At 32.4% G+C, this 17751-nt stretch carries 15 protein-coding genes; 14 read left to right on the top strand and 1 reads right to left on the bottom strand.

What is annotated here, in order from left to right:
- Positions 1-619: 619 nt before the first annotated feature.
- The 11 genes from rimP (at position 620) to B5D41_RS01320 (ending at position 13858) form a co-directional block, all read left to right on the top strand.
- Positions 620-1081 carry a ribosome maturation factor RimP gene (gene rimP / locus B5D41_RS01370; protein WP_078808802.1) on the top strand — a complete coding sequence of 154 codons (462 nt, stop codon included), beginning with the start codon at positions 620-622 and terminating at the stop codon, positions 1079-1081.
- A gap of 24 nt (positions 1082-1105) precedes the next feature.
- The gene (gene nusA / locus B5D41_RS01365; RefSeq protein ID WP_078808801.1) at positions 1106-2260 is read left to right on the top strand and encodes a transcription termination factor NusA; all 1155 of its coding nucleotides are present in this window, start codon (positions 1106-1108) and stop codon (positions 2258-2260) included.
- Positions 2261-2279: 19 nt separating this feature from the next.
- Complete coding sequence (gene infB, locus B5D41_RS01360) at positions 2280-4310, top strand: translation initiation factor IF-2 (RefSeq protein ID WP_143555627.1); 2031 nt, start codon at positions 2280-2282, stop codon at positions 4308-4310.
- A gap of 19 nt (positions 4311-4329) precedes the next feature.
- On the top strand, positions 4330-4689 hold the full coding sequence (gene rbfA, locus B5D41_RS01355) for a 30S ribosome-binding factor RbfA (protein WP_078808799.1): 360 nt from the start codon (positions 4330-4332) through the stop codon (positions 4687-4689).
- A 14-nt stretch (positions 4690-4703) separates the two neighbouring features.
- Entirely contained in the window at positions 4704-5678 is a 975-nt protein-coding gene (locus B5D41_RS01350) for a DHH family phosphoesterase (protein WP_078808798.1), read from the top strand.
- 111 nt (positions 5679-5789) lie between these two features.
- Positions 5790-6722 carry a bifunctional riboflavin kinase/FAD synthetase gene (locus B5D41_RS01345; RefSeq protein ID WP_078808797.1) on the top strand — a complete coding sequence of 311 codons (933 nt, stop codon included), beginning with the start codon at positions 5790-5792 and terminating at the stop codon, positions 6720-6722.
- A 120-nt stretch (positions 6723-6842) separates the two neighbouring features.
- The gene (rpsO, locus tag B5D41_RS01340) at positions 6843-7109 is read left to right on the top strand and encodes a 30S ribosomal protein S15 (protein ID WP_078808796.1); all 267 of its coding nucleotides are present in this window, start codon (positions 6843-6845) and stop codon (positions 7107-7109) included.
- Positions 7110-7212: 103 nt separating this feature from the next.
- Positions 7213-9345 (top strand): polyribonucleotide nucleotidyltransferase, encoded by a 2133-nt coding sequence (gene pnp, locus B5D41_RS01335; protein WP_078808795.1) that lies wholly within the window; start codon positions 7213-7215, stop codon positions 9343-9345.
- A 120-nt stretch (positions 9346-9465) separates the two neighbouring features.
- Positions 9466-10302 (top strand): deoxyribonuclease IV, encoded by an 837-nt coding sequence (locus B5D41_RS01330; RefSeq protein WP_078808794.1) that lies wholly within the window; start codon positions 9466-9468, stop codon positions 10300-10302.
- Between the two features lie 16 nt (positions 10303-10318).
- Positions 10319-12835, top strand: coding sequence for an ATP-dependent DNA helicase (locus tag B5D41_RS01325; protein ID WP_078808793.1), 2517 nt, complete (start codon positions 10319-10321; stop codon positions 12833-12835).
- An 81-nt stretch (positions 12836-12916) separates the two neighbouring features.
- The gene (locus B5D41_RS01320; RefSeq protein WP_078808792.1) at positions 12917-13858 is read left to right on the top strand and encodes a cell wall hydrolase; all 942 of its coding nucleotides are present in this window, start codon (positions 12917-12919) and stop codon (positions 13856-13858) included.
- A 41-nt stretch (positions 13859-13899) separates the two neighbouring features.
- On the opposite strand, the gene B5D41_RS01315 is transcribed toward B5D41_RS01320, so the two are convergent.
- The gene (locus B5D41_RS01315) at positions 13900-15093 is read right to left on the bottom strand and encodes an N-acetylmuramoyl-L-alanine amidase (protein WP_078808791.1); all 1194 of its coding nucleotides are present in this window, start codon (positions 15091-15093) and stop codon (positions 13900-13902) included.
- A 153-nt stretch (positions 15094-15246) separates the two neighbouring features.
- Here B5D41_RS01315 and B5D41_RS01310 point away from each other — a divergent pair, with 153 nt between their 5' ends.
- The 3 genes from B5D41_RS01310 to B5D41_RS01300 are packed head-to-tail and all read left to right on the top strand — an operon-like array spanning position 15247 to position 17625.
- Positions 15247-16032, top strand: a complete 786-nt coding sequence (locus B5D41_RS01310; protein WP_078808790.1) for a polysaccharide deacetylase family protein — start codon at positions 15247-15249, stop codon at positions 16030-16032.
- Entirely contained in the window at positions 16033-16767 is a 735-nt protein-coding gene (locus tag B5D41_RS01305; RefSeq protein WP_078808789.1) for a polysaccharide deacetylase family protein, read from the top strand.
- Positions 16768-17625 carry a VanW family protein gene (locus B5D41_RS01300; protein WP_078808788.1) on the top strand — a complete coding sequence of 286 codons (858 nt, stop codon included), beginning with the start codon at positions 16768-16770 and terminating at the stop codon, positions 17623-17625.
- Positions 17626-17751: the final 126 nt, after the last annotated feature.

The following is a 17751-nucleotide window of genomic DNA, read 5'->3' as shown; positions in this document are numbered from 1 at the left end:
CTAGAGAAATATTTAAAGAAAAAATATCGGTTGCTTAACAAATATAATTTTATTCTAAATACCACAGTAAAATCAGATACAATTTTAATTGTTTTCCTTAGCTGAAGATTATAAAATATTTTTTAGATCAGTACAAGGATAAAGGCTTTGCCCGTGCTATCGCACGTCCTTGACAGATTTAAAAAATATATTTTGAGTATTTGTAGGGAAAACAAATGAATTATTATTTAAAGTATTGATATATAATTATTATAGATAAGCAGATCATTTATTTTTATGTAAAATTTTGGATAAATAAACAGAGGACAATTTTTTTAGAAAAACCGTGCATTTAACCTTGCAATTCTCAATTATTTAGTTAATCATTATTAAACTTGCAAAGAGTTGGAGAATATGCTAAAATGTTATGTGGACATAATGTATATATTTTTAGTAATGGTAAGAGTGGGGGCGAGTTGTTTGACCCACTCTTTCCTTTGTTGTTAATCAAAAAAATCATCTTTTTTAGGTGAGTTAAAGATAGATTTAAAGATTAGACTCGTAGTAATGTAGTGAGCATTGTAATAGAATAATGCAAAGCCTTTAGGGAAGACTAAAAAGAAAAGGAGGGAACAATTAGATGGGGAAGAAGACAGAGGATTATGTTTTCGATTTAGCTCAGCCGATTATTAAAGAAGAAGAATTAGAGCTAGTAGATGTAGAATATCAAAAAGAAGGTCAAAATTGGATTTTAAGAATTTTTATTGATGATGAAGCAGGTATAACTTTAGAAAACTGTCAAAATGTTAGTAAAGAGATAAGTAACTTACTAGATATTGAAGACCTTATTGAAGATTCATATATATTGGAAGTTTCTTCACCAGGCTTAGATAGACCTTTAAAGAAGGATGAGGATTTTATAAGATTTTCAGGTCATTTAGTTGATATTTCTACATATGCACCTGTTGATGGTAGTCGGTCATTTACTGGAGAATTATTAGGTATGCATGATGATAAGGTTAAATTGAAAACAGATGATAATGAAGTTATCGAAATTCCTAGGGCTAAGATTGCAAAAGCTAATTTAGCTTTGGATTTTTAGGAATTACTAAGGGAGGCGTTTAGCATGAATGTAGAATTGATTCGGGCGTTAGAAGATATTGAGAAGGATAAAGGGATTCCTAAAGAAATGTTGTTGGATGCTATCAAAGCAGCACTTAAGTCTGCTTATAAGAAGAATTTTGGTTCTGTGCAAAATGTAGAAATAGACATTGAAGAGGATGTTGGAGAAGTAAATGTTTACTCCAATAAGGAAGTAGTAGAAGAAGTAGAGGATTCCAATGTTGAGATTTCTTTAGCTGAAGCTCAGGAAATAGCCCCTGATTATGAGTTAGGAGATATGGTTAAAATTGAAGTTACGCCTGGTAATTTTGGACGAATAGCTGATCAGACAGCTAAACAGGTTGTTATTCAGAGAATTCGGGAAGCAGAAAGAGACATAGTTTATGAAGAATTTGCAAACTTAGAAGGAGATATTCTAACCGGAATTATTCAACGTTATCATAAGGATAATGTGATTGTTGATCTAGGTAGGACTGAAGCTATCTTAATTCCACCAGAACAGATTCCTAATGAAGCATATGAACCAAATGAAAGAATTAAGATTTATATTGTAGAAGTCAAGCAGACTACTAAAGGTCCAAATATTTTAGTTTCGAGAACTCATCCAGGACTTTTAAAACGATTATTTGAGTTAGAAGTTCCAGAGATTCATGATGGAATTGTGGAAATTGAAGCAATAGCACGTGAAGCAGGATATAGGTCTAAGATGGCTGTATATTCCAATGATTCTGAAGTAGATGCTATTGGTGCTTGTGTGGGACCTAATGGAATGAGAGTGCAAGCAGTAGTTAATGAGTTAAATGATGAAAAGGTAGATATTGTAAGGTGGAGTGAAGATCCTGCTAAATTAATTTCTAATTCTTTAAGTCCAGCTGAAGTATTAGAAGTAAAAGTAGAAGAAACTGAAAAGGTAGCGGAAGTAATTGTTCCTGACTATCAATTATCATTAGCTATTGGGAAAGAAGGTCAAAATGCTAGGTTAGCTGCTAAGTTAACTGGTTGGAAAATAGATATCAAGAGTGAATCACAAGTTGAAGAAAAAGCATTAGATGATGAAGAAGTATTAGATGATATAGAAAGTTCGGAGGAAGTAGAAACGGAAGAACTCAGCTCTGATTTTGATTTTACAGAGATAGATTTAAGTGAGGAGTCTGAATAATTAGTTGGAGGTGTGTAATATGGGAAAGGTTAGAGTTTATAAATTAGCTCAGGATTTAGAGTTATCTAGTTCAGAAGTAATAGAGTTATTAAATGAACTAGATGTAGATGTAAGTAGTCATATGAGTACTATTGACACAAAGACATCTGAATTATTAATGGAGATGGTATTAGACCAAGAAGCAGGAGATATTAATGGTACCCCTAATGTAGATACACAAGATGAAAATAAAAATATAGATAACCAAGAAAAAAATAACGGTGAGAATGAAAGTGAGGAAAATGTAATTAAAGTTGACAGTTCATTAACAGTTAAGAAGTTAGCTGAAAAGCTAGAGGTGGAACCCAATTCATTGATGCAGGAATTAATTGGGTTAGGGATTATGGCTACAATCAATCAAGAATTAGATGAAGACACTATTGAAGTTATAGCTGATGAATATGGCTATGAAGTTACGACTGAGCCTGAAGAAGAAATTAAAGAAGAAGATTTAGGATTAAATGAATTAGTTCAAGATATAGAAGATAATCCTGAAGATTTACAGGATAGACCAGCAGTGGTTACAGTAATGGGTCATGTTGACCATGGTAAGACTACATTATTAGATGTTATTCGAAAAGCTAATGTAACTGCTAGTGAAGCAGGTGGAATTACTCAACATATAGGTGCTTATCAAGCAAATATTAATGGAGATAAGCTTACATTTTTGGATACTCCTGGTCACGAAGCATTTACTTCTATGCGTGCTAGAGGAGCACAAGCAACGGATATTACTATTTTAATAGTTGCTGCTGATGATGGAGTTATGCCACAGACAGTTGAGGCTATTAATCATGCTCAAGCAGCGGAGGTTCCAATTATTGTTGCTATTAATAAGATTGATAGGCATAATGCTCAACCAGAACGGGTAAAACAAGAGTTAACAGAGTATGGTTTGGTACCAGAAGAGTGGGGCGGAGATACTATTTGCGTACCAATATCTGCCTTAAAGAAAGAAAATATAGATGGTCTATTAGAGATGGTTACTTTAGTAGCTGAAATGGAGGAGTTAAAAGCAAATCCTGATCGGCCAGCTAATGGAGTAATTGTAGAAGCAGAATTAGATAAAGGTAGAGGAGCTGTAGCGACTGTTTTAGTACAAAACGGCACTTTAAAAATAGGAGATTCAATAGTAGCCGGATTATCTCATGGTCGAGTAAGAGCTATGATTGATGATCAAGGAGAAAGAATAGAAGAGGCTGGACCTTCAACTCCAGTTGAAGTTTTAGGCTTTAATTCTGTGCCACAAGCAGGAGATTTATTACAAGTATTAGAGGATGAAAAAGAAGTTAGAAATTTAGCTGAAGATCGTCAGAGTAAAAAACGACAACAAGATTTAGGCCAAAAGCAGACAGTAAGTTTAGATGACTTATTTGAACAGATTCAGCAAGGAGAAATAAAAGATTTAAATTTAATTATTAAAGGTGATGTACAAGGATCAGTAGAAGCCGTTAAGGATGCTATAGTACAGCAAAGCACTGAAGAAGTACAGGTTAAAGTTGTACATAGTGGTGTAGGAGCTATTCGTGAGGCTGATATTATGTTAGCTACTGCTTCTAATGCTATTGTAATTGGATTTAATGTTAGACCTGACAATAATGCCCGTCAAATAGCTGAAAAAGAGAAGGTTGACGTTAGAACTTATCGTGTAATCTATAAAGCTATTGAAGATATAAGAGCAGCTATGGAAGGACTATTAGATCCAGACTATAAAGAGATAGTATTAGGACGAGTAGAAGTTAGAGATACGTTTGGTATTCCTAAAGTAGGTACTATTGCGGGATCTTATGTGACAAGTGGTAAAGTAAATAGAAATGCTCAGGCTAGATTATTAAGAGATGGAGTAGTTATATTTGAAGGAGATATTAGTTCACTTAAACGATTTCAAGATGACGTACGTGAAGTCTCTCAAGGTTATGAATGTGGAATAGGTTTAGAAAACTTCAATGATATCAAACAAGGAGATGTTGTTGAAATATATGATTATGAAGAAGTTAAAAGAACCTTGTAATTAATAGGAGTGATTTGGTATGGCGAATCATCGCCCAAGAAGAGTAGGAGAATTAATAAAAAAAGAGATTAGTCAAATGTTACTACAAGATGAAATAAAAGACCCTCGAATTGGATTTGTAACTATAACTGATGTTGAAGTTTCCGGTGATTTAAGACATGCTAAAGTATTTGTTAGTGTTTATGATAAAGATGAAGGAGTCAAAGAAGAGACTATGGAAGGGTTAGAGAATGCCATTGGTTATATCCGCCGTGAGTTAGGGCAGCGCATTCGTCTTAGACATACACCAGAGATCCTATTTAGATATGATAATTCTATTGAACGTGGAACTAAGATTTTTAAAATTTTAGAGGATTTGAAGAATGAAAATGATGAATAAAAGGATTGGGTGCTATGAAAAAGTATCAAAATTTGATTAATCTTATAGATAAAAGAGATACCTTCTTATTGACTTCCCATGTTAGCCCAGATGGAGATAGCATAGGTTCACTTTTAGGATTAAAATATTTATTAGAACCTTATGCTAAAGAGATTGATATTATTTTAGCTGATCCAGTACCAGAGTACTTAAGATTTTTAAATGGAACAGACGACATACATTTATATGAAGAACTAGATTTTAAAATGAATAAAAAGGATTATGATCTGTATTTCACCTTAGATTGTGGAACTTTAGAAAGAATTGGAGAAGTACAGCAGCTTATATCAGCAGATGAGAAGATAATTAATATAGATCATCATGGGGATAATAATGAGTACGGAGTCTATAATTATGTAGACTCCACAGTTTCTGCTACTGGTGAGTTGATTTATAATTTGGCCATAGAGTTAGGAAGTAATTATCAGGTTGACTTTGGCATGGCAATTACTACGGCAATTATTACTGACACTGGTAATTTTAAATATTCAAATACTTCCTCTGAAACACACAGAATTATTGCAGATATGTTAGAACTTGGAGTGGATACTCAAAAGATAATTAAACAGGTTTATGGAACTGAAAGTTATAGTAGCCTAAGATTAAAAGGTGAAGCATTAAATAATCTACAAATAGCTGCTCAACAACAAATTGCATGGATAAGTATAAATCAAGAGACATTAGACCATCTAGGAGCTACTTGGGAAGATACAGAAGGATTAGTAAATTATCCTCGTAGCTTAAAAGATGTAGAAGTAGGAATCCTTTTTAAGGAAGTGGGTTTTAATAAAACTCGAGTTAGTTTTAGGTCGAATACTTACTTTCCAGTTGATGAATTTGCTCATGAATTTGGTGGTGGTGGTCATTCTAGAGCCGCCGGATGTACTATTCAATTACCATTAATAGAAGCTGAAGAGCTAGTAATAGACAAATTAGAATCTAAGTTTTAAAAAGCAAGCTAAGTGTTAAAGATGAATGCAAGGTATAATTAATATGCTAAAATCATCGAGGATGATCTCTTTAAACCGGTTAGACTTTTTTGTTAAAGGGGAGAGATTAACATGGAAGTGATTCGAGGTAATTCAATTAAATCAGAGAATGAAGAGGTAGTGGTAGCTTTAGGAACTTTTGATGGAATTCATTATGGTCATCAGCAAATTCTGAATGAAGCGATTAAGAGTGCTGATGAGCTAGGTTGCAAGAGTGCTTTATTTAGTTTTACTCCCCATCCTTTGAGTGTAGTTACTCCTAAAAAGGCTCCATTTTTAATAACTAGTTGGGAACAGAAATTTAAAATTTTAGAAGAGCTTGGTATTGATAAAGTGTTTTTAGAGGAATTTACTAATGAGTTTTCTAAATTGCATTTTGAAGACTTTGTCAAGGATTACCTAGTTGAGGGGATTAATGCTAAAAAAATAATAGTTGGAAAAGATTTTAGGTTTGGATATAAAGGATTAGGTAATGTGGGTAGACTAAAGAAGTTAGGAAAAAAGTTTAACTTTGAAGTTGAGGTATTAGTCCCTGTGAAAATCGATAAACAGGTAGTTAGTAGTACTTATATTAGAAATTTGATTAAAAAAGGCCAAATAGGAGATGTAAAGAAGTATTTATCTAGAAATTATTTTTTAGAGGGGCAAGTAATTAATGGGGACCAGCGTGGTAGAGAGTTAGGCTTTCCAACGGCTAATTTAAAACCAGTAACAAACTATGTTATTCCTAAAACTGGAGTTTATGCTATCTATGCCCACATAGGTGATGAACGATTGCAAGGAATAGCTCATTTAGGTCCGCGGCCAACATTTAATAAGCATGAATTTACGATTGAAGTTCATATTTTTGATTTTACAGGTAATCTTTATCAACAAGAGATTGAAGTAGAATTTATTAAACGATTACGTGGTGAATTATGTTTTAAAGATGAAATAGCATTAATTAGTCAAATTGAAAATGATATAAGAAAAGCTAAAGAACTATTAACTAAAAATAGAAATTAGTTTACAACCTAATAACTTTATGTTAAAATTATATAGAAGTTTAAACCATTGACTAGGAGTCGCGAGTCACCAACGTACTTCTTGGTTAATGGGGATTAAAATTAGGGAGGTGAAGCAGTAATGTTAGAATTAGAAGAGAAGCAAGAATTGATTGAAAAGTTTAAGCGTCATGAAGATGATACAGGTTCTCCGGAGATACAGGTTGCTATTTTAACTGCTCGTATTGAAGAGTTAACAGAGCATCTTAAGATGCATAAAAAAGATCATAACTCTCGACGTGGTCTACTAAAGATGGTTGGGAAAAGGAAGAGACTACTTAAGCATTTAAGAGATTCTGATGTAGAAAGATATAGAACGTTAATTGATGAATTAGGACTTAGAGGCTAAATAATTAAGAGCGGGAGATCCCGCTCTTAAATTTTAGCATTTTTTACTATAAGTAATTATTTTACATATTGCATAAATTATAAAAGAAAAGGAGAGTTGATATATGAGCAAAGAATGGAGTATGGAGCTTGGTGGTAGACAGATTACTGTTGAAGCAGGAAGTTTAGCCCAACAAGCTAATGGTTCAGTTTTAGTTAGATATGGTGAGACCGTTGTATTGGTGACAGCTACCATGGCAGATCCACGACCTGGAATTAACTATTTTCCATTAATGATTAATTATGAAGAACGTTTATATGCTGCTGGTAAGATTCCAGGAGGATTTATTAAGAGGGAAGGAAGACCTAGTGAGGTAGCTACGTTAACATCTAGGTTAATTGATAGACCGTTGCGTCCACTATTCCCTAAAGGATTTAGAGATGATGTACAAATCATAGCAACTGTTTTGTCAGTTGATAATAATAATGCACCTGATATAGTAGCCATGATTGGGGCATCTGCTGCGTTAGCTATTTCTGATATTCCTTTTGATGGGCCTATTGGTGGAGTAAATGTGGGTATGATTAATGATGACTTTATAATTAACCCTACATTAGATCAGAAAGAAGAAAGTCCTTTAGATTTAATTGTTGCTGGAAATAAAGATGGCGTAATGATGGTAGAAGCCGCTTCTAATGAAGTTTCAGAAGCAGATATGATCGAAGCTATTGAATTTGGTCAAAAAGTAAATGAAAAAGTAATAAAGTTTCAAGATAAGATAGTAGATGAGATAGGTAAAGAGAAAGCAGATGTGGACTTAGTTACCGTTGAAGACCAAGAGGTTGAAAAAGAAGTTAGAGAATATGTAGGTACAAAGCTTAAAGAAGCAGTACAGAATAAAGATAAAGCTACTAGAGATAAAGAAGTTGATGAAGTTAAGGCAGAGGTTAAGGAGCATTTTCAAAAGAAGTTTAATGAGAACGAAGAGTTAGAAGGTGCACAAATACAAGAGAAGATGAAAGTAGTTAGTCAAACTTTAGATGTGATTCTAAAAGATGATATCCGCAGTGTAGTATTAGATGAAGGAGTTAGAATTGATGGACGAGCTACTGATGAGGTCCGTCCTATTTGGTGTAAAGTAGGTGTGTTACCAAGAACTCATGGTTCTGGAGTCTTCACTAGAGGTCAGACGCAGGCGATGACTGTGGCTACTTTAGGTGCTGTTGGAGATGAACAGATGTTAGATGGATTAGAAGACCAAGAATCTAAAAGATATATGCATCATTATAATTTCCCATCATTCAGTGTAGGTGAGACAGGACCTATTAGAGGACCAGGACGTCGTGAAATAGGTCATGGTGCTTTAGGAGAAAGAGCTTTAAGGCCGATGATTCCAGGGCACGATGAGTTTCCTTATACAATTCGAATGGTTTCTGAAGTTTTAGAATCTAATGGTTCAACTTCACAAGCTAGTATTTGTGGTAGTACTTTAGCTTTAATGGATGCTGGAGTACCGATTAAAGCACCAGTTGCTGGAATAGCTATGGGATTAATGAAAGAAGGAGATAAGGTTCAAATCTTATCAGATATTCAAGGGATTGAAGACTTTAATGGTGACATGGACTTTAAGGTAGCAGGAACTGAAGAAGGAATTACAGCCTTACAAATGGATGTCAAGATTAAAGGTGTATCTAAAGAGATTTTAAAGGAAGCCTTAGAACAGGCAAGAAAAGGAAGGCTTCATATTTTAAATGAAATGTTAGAAGTAATTTCTGAATCACGAAATGAATTATCACCTTATGCTCCAAGTATTATTACTATGGAAATTGATTCTGAAAAAATTAGAGATGTAATCGGACCAGGTGGTAAAACGATCAAGAAGATTATAGAAGAAACCGGTGTTAAAATTGATATAGAAGACGATGGAACAGTCTTCATTGCAGCAGATGATCAAGAAAGTGGTCAAGAAGCTAAGAGAAGAGTAGAGAAGATAACCGAAGATGTAGAAGTAGGTAAGATCTATTTAGGTGAAGTGAAGAAAGTTACTAACTTTGGTGCTTTTGTAGAAGTTCTACCAGGTAAAGAAGGATTAGTTCATATTTCTGAATTAGCAGATCACCATGTAAAGAAAGTAGAAGATATTCTAAATGAAGGTGATGAAGTATTAGTTAAGGTGATTGGAATAGATGATAGAGATCGTATTAACCTATCTAGAAAAGATGCTTTACCGAAAGAAGATAAAGAAAACGATAGATAAAATTAAAATTTTATCTATTGCTTTTTTCATACTTTTCTTTTAAACATAAACTGGATTTATTCTAGTTTATGTTTTTTAAGCTTTATAATCGAACATGCATTCTAGAGGAAGGTGAAATAGATGAAATTAGGTGCCCATGTATCAATTGCTGGTGGTATAGATAAAGCAGTAGATAGAGCTAAAGATTTAGAAACAAATGCATTCCAAATTTTTGCGAAGAATCCTAGAGGTTGGAAAGGAAAGACTTTAAAAGAAGAAGAAGTTGAATTATTCAAAACTAAAGTTAAAGATGAGATGTTTGAGGCAGTAGTTGTCCATGTCAATTATTTAATTAATTTAGCTACTCCTAAAGATGAGTTGTATCAAAAATCAAAAGATGCACTTAAAGATGATATCAAACGAGCAGATTGTTTAAATGCTGATTATTTAGTTTTACATCCAGGGAACCATACTGGTTCAGGGATTGAAGCAGGGATTAATAGAATTAATCAAGCATTAAAAGAAGTTATTGCTGAAGCTAATCCTAAAGTAAAATTATTATTAGAAAATGTAGCTGGGGCTGGTACTGAGATAGGAGCTAATATTGAAGAGTTATTTAAAATGAGAGTAGGCATTCAATCGGGTAAAGTAGGAGTCTGTTTAGATACTTGCCATGCTTTTGCAGCTGGCTACGATTTAAGTGAGAAAGAAGGTTTAATTAAGCTTTTAAATGAAATCGATGAGACTTTTGGAATTGATAATCTGGAAGTAATTCATACTAATGATTCTAAAGGAGAATTAGGAAATAATACAGACCGTCATTATCATATAGGTCAAGGGAAGATAGGGGTAGATGGTTTTAAAAGGTTAGTTAATCATTCCAATTTACATGATAAGGTATTTATTATTGAAACTCCAATTGATGAAAATGGTAATGATGAGTTTAACTTAAAACAGATTGAAAATTTAGTAGAATAATTTTGAGGTGGATTTAATGCTAATAGAAGACTATTTCACATCTAAAGCCCAAGATAAATTAAAAGAGAAAATTAAAGAAGTAGCTGGACAAGAAGTATATTGTATTGGACGTTTAACAGGGGAGGAGCCACTAATCAATGAAATTGAGGTGGTAGCTAGAGGTAATAAGGTGGCTGTTCCAGCTCCAGCTACTAAGTTAAGCCCAGGAGAGGTAATGATTCATAATCATCCTAGCGGTAATTTGAGTCCTTCCCAGCCTGATCTTAATTTAGCAGCTAAATTTGGAGCACAAGGCATAGGAGCTATTATTATTAATAATAAAGTAGATGATCTTTATGTAGTAGTTGAACCTAGTTTAGAATTAGAGATAACAGATTTAGATGTAGAGGAGATCAGTGAGATCTTTGTAGCTGATAATTTATTAGATCAGACATTGGCTCAATATGAATATAGGTATCAACAACAGACTATGGCTGAGGTTATTAGTAAGGCATTTAATCGAAGAACCCATTTATTAGTAGAAGCTGGAACCGGTACTGGCAAGTCTTTAGCTTACTTGATTCCAAGTATTTATTGGGCAGTCGAGAATGATCAGAAAGTAGTTGTTTCTACTAATACTATTAATCTTCAAGAGCAGTTAATAAAGAAGGATATTCCTCTTTTAAAGAAAGCATTAGATATAGAATTTAATGCTGTTTTAGTTAAAGGGAGGAGAAATTATGTCTGTTTAAGGAAGTTATATAGTCTTCAGGAATTAGCCGATCAGGTTTTAGAGAATAAAGAACGTGAATCATACTTAAAATTATTAGATTGGGCTAATGATGCGAAGACTGGGTGTCGTTCTGAATTAGTATTTCAACCAGAATATTCAGTTTGGGAACGGGTTGCTTCTGAAAGTGACACTTGTTTAAGGAGTAATTGTCATCATCATGGTGATTGTTTCTTTACTAAGGCCAGATTAAAGAGTATTAAAGCTGATATTTTAGTTGTTAATCATCACCTATTGTTTTCAGATATCGCAGTCCGTAAAGAAGAGGGAATGGATTTAGAAGTGGCAGTTTTGCCTAAATATAAACATGTTATTTTGGATGAAGCTCATAATATTGAGGAAGTTGCTACTAGTTATTTAGGTGATAGACTTAGTAAACAACATTTACTAAAGTTTTTGCATAAATTACATCCTCAGAAGGCCAAAAAGGGTATACAAGGTTTTTTAATGGAAACAAGATTTAAAATTAATCAAGCTCGTGATAAGATTGATAAAGATTTTAGAATAGAGATTCAAAGAATGATAGATAATATTTTGCAACCTCAAGTTTTAAAGACTACCGATAGGGCTAATACTTTTTTTAATCTTTTAGTTGAATTTAAGGAGCAATTAGAATCTAAAGAAGAAAAAGAGAGTAAGTTAAGATTAAAAGAAGAGATAATAGAAGTTGAAGAATGGCAGCGAATAGAAGATGAAACAGAGAATTTGTTGGTAGCAATGAATCAGCTTAATCGAAAATTATCTGGATTACAAAATAAGATTGAATTATTGGCTGATGCAGATATTGAAGATTATGAAGGTTTATTAGTGGATTTAGTGTCTAAGATAGGTCGTTTAAAAGAGATGAGTAAAATACTTGACACAGTCATAAATGAAAATGATTCAGAAAGAGTAGATTGGTTAGATATAAGTAGAAATAGTAAGGATCAAGTAAAATGCAGTTTGAATTCAGCTCCGATTAATATATCTAATGAATTTAGAGATAATCTTTTAATTGAAATGGATTCTATTATATTTACTTCAGCTACTTTAACTATTGATAAATCCTTTAATTATATTAGAGATAGATTAGGATTAGATGAGGATTTAGTAGCGGAATTAAGAACAGGAGACCCATTTAATTATCAAGAACAAGCTATGTTAGGGATTCCTACTGACCTTAGAGAACCATATAGTCCAGAGTTTACCTCTCAAGCATTAAATATCTTAAAAGAGTTGTTAATTGAAAATCAAGGACGGAGCTTAGTTTTATTTACTTCTTATGGGATGTTAAATCAATTTTATTATAAATTAAAGCCTCAGTTAGAAGAGACAAAACTAAGTTTATATCGGCAAGGGGAGAAGTCTAGACACTTATTAGTAAAGGATTTCAAACAGGAAATGGCACCAGTGATTTTTGGGACAGCTAGTTTTTGGGAAGGAATTGATATTCCTGGTGAACAATTGAGTTCAGTAATTATTGTAAAGTTACCTTTTGAAGTTCCGACTGATCCAATTATAGAAGCTAAAGTAGAGGAATTACAGGATGAAGGTAGAAATGCTTTTAGGGAATATATGTTACCAAGAGCAGTAATTAAATTTAAACAAGGATTTGGCAGATTAATTAGAACTAATAATGACCAAGGGTCAGTTATTGTTTTAGATAAAAGAATTATTACTAAGAGATATGGTAAGAATTTTATTAATTCTATTCCCCAGGGTTGTCAGATAGTAGTTGATAAATCTAGTCACCTTTTTAAAAAAATTAAAGAATTTAAAGATTAAAACAGGAATTGAAATATAGAATCGCGAAATAAGAGTATGAGTTAAACAATTTATATTAATTTGACAACTAGGAGGATGGGTATGCGTCAGAAGAGATTAGTTATGGTTTTTCTTATTTTATCTATTTTATTACTTATGTTAGGGAGTATAGGAATTGCTTCTCCTAAATTTGAACTTTACTATAAAGTTCAATCAGGGGACACTTTAATTGGGATTGCTAGAGAATTTGGTACTTCAGTGGATAAATTAAAGGAAGTAAATAATTTAGAAGATAGACAGATTAAAGCCGGGGAAGAAATTATAATTCCTCAAAAGTATGAAATAAAGGATGATAAAAAGAATACAGATAATAGTAAATTATTAGCTGAATTATATGAAGATAATAGTAATAATAATTATAAGTTAAAAAGCAATAATACTGGTAAGGTGATTATTAAGATAAATAAAGATTCTACTGAAAATATAGATGTTTCAAACCTTAGAACTTTGGACTATTATATTAAATCAGGAGATACTATTTATGAATTAGCGCAAGAGTTTAATACTTCAGTAGCAGTAATTAAAAAATTAAATGATTTAAAAGAGAGTGATATAATAAAAATAGGAGATCAAATAGCTTTACCGATTAATAATTTAACTCCGAAACAAGTAATTTCAAAGACAATATCACGTGAAGAATTAGACTTGTTAGCCAGATTAATTAGTGGTGAGGCAAGAGGAGAGTCATACATTGGACAGGTTGCAGTAGGAGCTGTGGTTTTAAATCGAGTAGTAGATGATTATTTTCCAGATACTATAAGATCAGTTATATATCAAAAAGGGCAATTTAGTCCTGTGAGTAATGGTCAGATTAACATTAAACCTAATTGGACGGCTTATCAGGCAGCTAAAGCTGCTTTAGCTGGACAAGATCCCTCTCGAGGAGCAGTATATTTTTATAATCCCAAAACCGCAAAGACTTTATGGTGGTTATCAACTCGAGATACTATTGTTAAGATTGGAGATCATGTATTTGCCAAATAATTTAAAATTTAATAAGTATAACTAAGAAAGACCTGCCTCAATTAAAGAGGGAGGTCTTTCTTAGTTATAGCATTATTAAGGAGGAGATGCCCATTGATCGATTTTATTTTCTTACCAGAAATCAGAATTTGAACCTTTTCAATCTCAGAAAATTGAGTTAAGGTTTTTACGATAGAAGAGACAGTTAAGATTTCACTGGTACTTCCTCCCCAATGATTAGTTGTCAATTCTTCACTAAAATTAACATAAGCTATGTCATTCTTCACTTCAATCCCTAATAATTTAGTTTCTGGTGGTATTACTGGATAGAGATTTGAATTAGGTTTAGGTCCAGAGATTAAATCCAGTAAAGATCTATAAGCAATGTTTTCTATTAAAGATTGATTATTAGTAAATATTTTAGTAACAGGGATCTCTTTTGCAACAGGAGTTAAGCTTTCTTGATTATTATTAGCTTCAGCAAAATAAAGTTTAAAATTATTATCAATTGTAATTTTTTCTTTTGGATAATTATTAGTTAAAGAGGCTGGTTTCTCCTTGTTAGATGGAGGTAAATGTAAATTGCTATTTAGATAATTAATAATACCTTGTTCAATAGCTTTAGCAATCTTTTTTCTAGTTTTGTTATTAGTTAAGCGCTGATAGTCTTCAGGATTACTTAAAAAGCCTACTTCTACTAAAACTGCTGGCATTTTAGTCCTTTCTAACACATAAAATGCTCCAGGTTTCACTTGACGATAATTTTTGGGTTGAATAGCAATCAATTCTTTTTGGATAAATTTAGCAAGCTTTTTGCTTTTTGCTGAGTTTGGGGTATAGAAAGTTTGACCACCGAAGGATTTAGTACTTGGAAAACTATTAACGTGTATGCTAATAAATAAGTCAGTATTTTCTTGATTAGCTAATTTAGCTCTATATATAATATCTTTATTCCGATTATTCTGGTATAAAGAGTCACTTGCACGAGACATTATTATTTTCATGTTACCTTTATTTAGGTAATTAGCTAAATGTTTAGCTATTGATAAATTAATATCCTTTTCATGAGTACCGTTATTACGAGTGCCTGTGTCTATCCCACCATGACCAGCATCTATTATGATTCTCTTTTCTAACGTTGAATAATTATTATTTTGAGTGATACCGCTGGCAAATATACTACAAATAAAGAAGAGGATAGCAATTCCAATAATTAACTTTTGTTTAGTAATAATTAAAAAACTAGTTCTTTTCATCTTTTAAGCTCCTTGTGTGTCTATCTATAAAATTATATTAAATTCTAAAGAAAATATGTTCAGTAAAATTTACCAGTATATATTCTAGGTATATTTAAACTCTGTTATGAATAAGTAGTTAGCAGGGATGGTCATTATAAGGAGGAATTAATGATGAGTTTATATCTTTCAAAAAGAATTGCGTTTATGTTAACTTTAATTATTGGAATAGGAATCTTTCTTTTAGGAAATTTAAGCCCGAATTTGAGTAAGCAGGTGATGATGCTGACCTCAGACAGATTAGTTCCTGTTTATAAGGTTGACACGCGAAAGAAAAAAGTAGCTATTACTTTAGATGGTATGTGGGGAGCGAAATATACTCCACGATTATTAGAGATTTTCAAAGAAAACGATATACAAATTACTTTCTTTTTTGGCGGTAATTGGTTAGAGGATTATCCAGATATGGCTAAAAAGATAGTTGATAATGGACATGAAATTGGAAATCATACCTATAGTCACCCTCATTTAAATTCTTTAACCAAAGAAGAAATAGAAGAAGAATTAGTTAGAAATCAGCAATTAATAAAAAATCTAGTAGGTGAACAGCCAAAATTATTTAGACCACCGTTTGGTGAATATAGTAATAAAGTAATTAATGTAGCAAAAGATTTAAACTTTCAAACAATCCAATGGAGTATAGATTCCTTGGACTGGAAAGAACCAGGAGCTGATGTAATTACAGATCGTATTTCAAAGAAAATAGGGCCAGGTGATATCATTTTAATGCATAATAATGGTTTGCATACAGCTGATGCATTAGAAGTATTATTACCAAAATTAAAGGCAAAAGGATATGAAGTAGTTAAGCTTTCGGAATTAGTATATAAAGATAATTATTATATTGAGAGCCATTCTGGAGTTCAAAAACGTAGAATCAATCCAGGGAGGGTGGACTAAGTGTTTAATAAAAAGATTAAGTTTTATTTTATACCTTTGCATCGTGGAGTTTTATTAGGGATATTATTTTTATTGATAGCTATTAGCTTTTTAGCTAATAGTTTTATGAATGAAGTAGAGCCGGTATTTAATGAAGTAAAACCATATTATCATGGGTCAGAAGATAAAGCAGAGATGGCTTTGACTATTAATGTAGCTTGGGGACAGGAACATATACCACAAATGTTAAAAGTATTAAAAGAAAAAGAGGTTAAAGCTACTTTCTTCTTTATAGGAAGATGGGTAGAAAAGTTTCCAGAATTAACTAAACAAATAGCTGAAGGCGGGCATGAGATAGGAAATCATGGTTATCGTCACTCGCATCCTAATCAGTTATCCAAACAGGCTTTGACAAATTTAATTAAAAAGAATGAAGAGTTATTGATTGAAGTAACTGGTCATCAAACTAAATTATTTGCTCCTCCTTATGGAGAATATAATGATAGAGTAGTAAAGATAGCTGATGACTTAGGATATAGAACGATCCTTTGGACAGCTGATACTATTGATTGGCAACGTCCTGCCCCAGAGGTAATAATAAGTAGAATAACTAAAAAAGCTAGTAATGGAGGAATTGTCTTAATGCATCCTACTGCACCAACTGCTAAGTCTTTACCAACCATGATAGACAAATTAAGAAAGGAAGGATATGAATTAGTAACGGTAACTCAGTTGTTAATGGGACAGGGTGATTAAATGTTAAAGAAATTTCGAGTTCAGATTATTAATTGCAATTTGATTATAGCAGTCATTTTAATAATAATATTATTTTTTTTGATTACTAATTTAATGTTAGAAAAGATAACTAGGAAATTATATGGAGTAAAACCAGGAGTTACTTATCAAGGAGAAAAGATGGAATATTTTTTTCGAAAAGAAGTTTATCAACGGATAACAGAAGACGCCATTGAAAAGCGAATCTGGAGTAAAGAAGCGACAATAGATTCTAAAACCGGCAAGATAAATGCTGAACGGCTAGGAATAATTTTAGATGTAGAAAGTACTGCAAATGAAATTATGGCTGCTGAAGCAAATACTGAAGTAAGTCCAAATATTTATAAAGTTAGACCTTATATGACTAAAGAAGTCTTGAAAGAAGTTACAGAAGTAATAGGTATTTATCGTACTTCTATAGGTGGGAGTTCAAGTAGAGTTAAGAATATTAGGTTAGCTACTAAAAGCATTAATAATACCTTAGTTTTATCTGAAGAAATTTTTTCGTTTAATGAAGTAGTAGGTCCTCGAACTAAAAAACGAGGTTATCAAGAAGCACCAGTATTCTTTAATGGAGTTGTTATGCCAGGAGTAGGTGGAGGCATTTGTCAAACTTCTAGTACTTTGTATAATGCTGTGCAAGAAGCCGATTTGAAAGTGGTCGAACGATCCCCTCATTCTAAACCGGTTAGATATGTACCTAAAGGTCAAGATGCAGCAGTTGTGTGGGAAATATTAGATTTTAAATTTTATAATCAATATTCTTTTCCAATAATAATTAAGGGTAGTGTTTATGGACGACAAGTAGTAATTAAAATATTAGGCAAAAGGCAGGAATAAATTTTTTTTTAATGAATTAAATTAAAAGCATATAAGGAATTGGTTACAAAAAGGTTATATTTCTCTATAAAATAATTTTTTCAATATAACCTTTTTGTTTTATTATCATATAATATTTTGATGATT

The organism is Selenihalanaerobacter shriftii (genome assembly GCF_900167185.1).
GTDB classification, from domain to species: Bacteria; Bacillota; Halanaerobiia; order Halobacteroidales; family Acetohalobiaceae; genus Selenihalanaerobacter; species Selenihalanaerobacter shriftii.
Note: the sequence above shows the minus strand (reverse complement) of the source record. Positions and strands in the feature narration are given on the sequence as shown.